This is a genomic window from Bacillota bacterium (assembly GCA_013314855.1).
Lineage (GTDB): Bacteria > Bacillota > Clostridia > Acetivibrionales > DUMC01 > Ch48.
The window spans coordinates 1-4,375 of sequence record JABUEW010000204.1 but is presented as its reverse complement, the minus strand read 5'-3'; the positions used below and the strand labels follow the sequence as shown (position 1 = coordinate 4,375).

The following is a 4,375-nucleotide window of genomic DNA, read 5'->3' as shown; positions in this document are numbered from 1 at the left end:
AGAACAAAATCAGGATATTATTATAGCCATACAAGATAATGGCGCGGGCATAAGCGACAGTAAACTTAACGAGCTTAACGACATGTTAAAATCTACTACCAACTCGGGTAAGGGCATAGGTCTTGCTATTGACCAATCAATTGCAATAAAAGACAAATTTTCCGACAAAATCGTCCATATGCAAAGACATTTCGTAGGGATAAAATATAAATGAAACTTTCAAACACTTTAAAAATATCTCAAAGTGCACATGAATGTGTTTGTATATTTCACAGACCGAGAATATTGTAAATGTTATGACTATATATGCGTTGATGGTGTGTAATAACGGTTCAGAAGGATAATGAGTTTAAGAGGCCGTTGTGATACTTCACACATAGTGGTATACAGTTCGCGAGACAAAGTGGGCTATATAAGAAAGGAGACATGGCATGAATTACACTGAATATGGCAACAATAGATACCGTATAGTATACGGTATCTATGAGGGAGTGCAGCAGCAGGCGATCGACAGGCTTTACGGTCTGATACAACAATATGTGCCATACGTACTAACCATTTCACCCTCTGACGAACGACTTGACATGTGTGGCGAGGATAATTTGGTTTTCATCGGAACAATGGCGGACAATTGTTATCTCCGTATGCTATACAATGAGGGTTGGTTTAAGCCACAGACGCAAAGAGAAGGGTATAGCATAAGGGTTGATGCCAACCCAAGAAATCCAGAGCGCAGTATGATAGTGCTACAGGGTGCCGACCCTGCGGGCGTGCTTTACGCTGTGGAGGATTTTCAGCGTTATTACATACAGCACGAAATGAAATATCATGGTTATCATTACAACAAACGTTATGCGCCCTTTATGGACGCAGTATTGCCTTTTGAAAAAAGCAGCTATCCGCTTATTGAGCACCGTGGACTCTGGTCGTGGGGGCACGTAATATATGACTATATGGGTTATATCGACCACATGAGTGAACTTAAGCTCAACACATTGGTGATATGGAATGATTATGCTCCCATAAACGCCCGCAAGGTAGTAGAATATGCCCACAGCAAGGCGGTAAAAATCGTATGGGGTTATTCATGGGGCTGGGGTCAACAGGTGAATCCGGAAGATCCCGCGGAGATTACAAAATGGACGCAGTATGTCATAGACACATACGAGCAGCAGTATCTGCCTATAGGTTGTGACGGTATATATTTTCAAGCTTTCACCGAAACGAACGATACCATCATAGGTGGGAAATCCATTTCTGAGCTTGTGGTTGACTGGGTAAACAAAATCTGCGACGCCTTGTTTGCTCGTTATCCTGATTTATGGGTACAGTTTGGAGTACATGCTACCTCAATTAAGAATGAATACAATAAGTTTTCCACCATCCATCCTAATGTCTGGATTGTTTGGGAGGATGCAGGCAGCTTCCCCTATCATTATGATCCAAAAAACATTGAAACATTTGATCATACGTACGAATATACCCGCAAACTACTGGCGGTGCGGGGTGCTCGGGAGCGTTTTGGTGCGGTGTTCAAAGGCTTCACCGTTCTTAATTGGGACAAGTTTGAGCACCAGAAGGGTGTACACATAATGGGCAGGGCGGATAAGCATTTTATTCGGAAGCGCAACCATGAGCGCACATTTTACTGGCGTTATGCAGCCCCCTATTGGCTGGAGCAGGTTGAGCAGCTTAAGCAGATTATACATTTGATAGCAGATTCTCCTATTCAGGACAGAATAATCACTGCACTGGTTGAAGACGGTATGTGGGAGTGCGATCTGCACATAAGCCTTGCGTTGCTTTCGGAGTTGCTTTGGGATTGTACCGTGGATACGAAGGAGTTAATTACTGTTTTGTGTCACAATGAAATCGAATTATAATTAATATTTACCTTGAATTAAAAGCTTTTGAATCTATTTAAGTTTAAATAGATTAATACTAAAAATTTTTAGGAGGTTTTGCATATGAAAAGGATTTTATTATTTTTACTCGTTGCTTCGATAGTATTATCTCTAACTGCTTGTGCTAAAACGACGAAAGAAAAGGTGACATCGTCAACTGAACCTGGACAATTATCTTCTGCGGAAGCGGCTAAATCTATACATGAGATTGATTTTAGCAAAGCATCATATAAGAGTGTTGAAGGTAATCCTTACGTTAGGATATTTGATCCGCCAATTACCTACACAACAATATTAAAAACACCTGTAGGATACACGCTGCCCGAGGGGCAGACGGACGAAGACAACCTTCGTAGCAGATTGTTTACAAAGTATACTGGCTTAGTTCCCAAGGTACTGTGGACAGCTGCGGGAGAAGCTTTTGACCAGAAATTGAATATGGCAATTGCTTCAGGAGATATACCTGATTATTTTGAAGTGAAATATGCACAATATGATGCTCTTGTGAAAGCCGACTTACTTGCTGATATTACAGACCTGTATAATAAGACAGTTGATCCTGTTATAAAAGAGACATTTGCAAGTGCTGATAATGTTGATATTAAAGCAGTTACCAAAAAAGGCAAGATATATGGTATACCAAAAGCAACAGGCCTTGGTGACTCAAGTCCAATATTATGGGTGCGCAAAGATTGGCTGGATAATTTAAAATTACCTGAACCCACCTGCATAGTCGATATTGAAACTGTGGCACAGGCATTTATAAATAACGACCCTGACAGAAATGGAAAAAATGATACCTTAGGCTTAATAATACTTTCCAGGTATAACAGCGCGGATGGAGGTATAGGTTCCCTAGCTGATATATTTACTAACTATGGTGCAACTCCTGGACAATGGCGTGTCAAGAGTGACGGCAGCGTGATTTACGGTTCGTTGATGCCTGAAGCGGTAAGTGCTCTTGAACTTTTGAATAACTGGTACAAAAAGGGTATTATTCCAAAGGATTTTGCTACATGGAATGAGGATGTTTATAAGCAGAAAGTTACAAATGGTGAAGCAGGGATGTTATTTGGGCCTTGGTGGTTAAGTTGGTCATATATGACTGATACGGTGGTAAATAATCCCAAAGCCAAATGGATTGCTTTTGCGTTACCAAAAGAAAAAGGTAAAAACTACATTAGTGGAGCTTCCAATCCAGCAGGTTATCAAATTGGAGTAATTAGCAAAAAGGTAAAGCATCCAGAATATTTTATCTATGCACTTAATGATTTTTGTTATCATATGCAACAAGAATATTACCAAAAAGATATAGAAGAAGCGGCAGCAGTAAATAATGCGTATACTCCATTAAGTGTGGTTCCACTAAGAGCGGACTCTATTTTGCAATGTTCTTACCTAGCATATCGTTATGCAAAAGGGGAAATAACGCGTGACGAAATAAAAAGTTTAACTACTTGTAAATGGGATATTCCTTATAACCTTTTTATTGCAGATGCAGCAAAGGTAGTAGCGAGCAGCGATAACCCTTATGCCAGCATGAAAGACTGGTCCAATTCCATGGGCTACACCATAGGCATGATGTCTCTCTATAACTCTAATGTCAAGTTTATCCGCTCTGATTTCTCCGGCATCACCAAAACCATGGAAAAGAAGGGCACCTTCCTTGAAAAGCTGGAACATGAGGCCTATACTAAGATGATAATGGGGGACACGGAAGGGAAGACCATTAAAGTGTATTTCGACAGTTTTGTAAAGCAGTATTTGTCCCAAGGAGGGCAGGAAATCACCGATGAAGTGAAAGCAGAAATCCAGGCAAATAAATAATTATGCAATAAAAACAAACATAAAATGAAAGGATGGGCAGGTAGAAGGATCATGCCCATCCTTTTTTAGATAATATGCAAATAAGGAGAAATGACATGAAAAAAGGGAAATAACATGAAAAGGAAGGATAAAATACATTATCATATGATGGTGCTACCAGGCTGGCCCCCTAATTATAGAAATTATCCTACAAAAGATTCTGCTTTCATCAATTTACTCATGAATGCTTTGTGAAACTCCTCAGGGCTCATATATCCGCAAGGCTACCATGCCTCGGACGGACGTAAGTCCGACGAAGCAAATCCTTGACATCATGTGTGGAGGTTATAAAATCAAAAGGTAGGTGCAAGGCTTGAGATATGGTATCTGATCTTTTGTAAAAAGTATTTTTATAGATAATGCTATAAATTTCCTAAAATTTAAACTATCAGTGCCCAACAGAGATGAAGCACGAATTTAAAAGAAAGAGAAAACAAGAGTTATAGAGAGTAGCAAAAAAATATTTTCGCAAAACCGAGTTGGACACGTACAAGATTAGTATTGTATAGTAGACTTGGGGGAGGTAGGTAATCAAGTCATGAACAATACTAATAGAACATTTTCAGGTAGGACATTTAGTCCTGAAGATATAGAAATGATAAAAT

At 39.6% G+C, this 4,375-nt stretch carries 3 protein-coding genes; all 3 read left to right on the top strand.

The window, feature by feature from the left end:
• Window positions 1-214 (top strand): hypothetical protein (locus HPY74_20020; GenBank protein ID NSW92895.1); only part of this gene is annotated, 214 nt, incomplete at its 5' end.
• A gap of 217 nt (window positions 215-431) precedes the next feature.
• Complete coding sequence (locus HPY74_20015; GenBank protein ID NSW92894.1) at window positions 432-1,883, top strand: hypothetical protein; 1,452 nt, start codon at window positions 432-434, stop codon at window positions 1,881-1,883.
• An 84-nt stretch (window positions 1,884-1,967) separates the two neighbouring features.
• Window positions 1,968-3,731 (top strand): hypothetical protein, encoded by a 1,764-nt coding sequence (locus tag HPY74_20010; protein ID NSW92893.1) that lies wholly within the window; start codon window positions 1,968-1,970, stop codon window positions 3,729-3,731.
• Window positions 3,732-4,375: the final 644 nt, after the last annotated feature.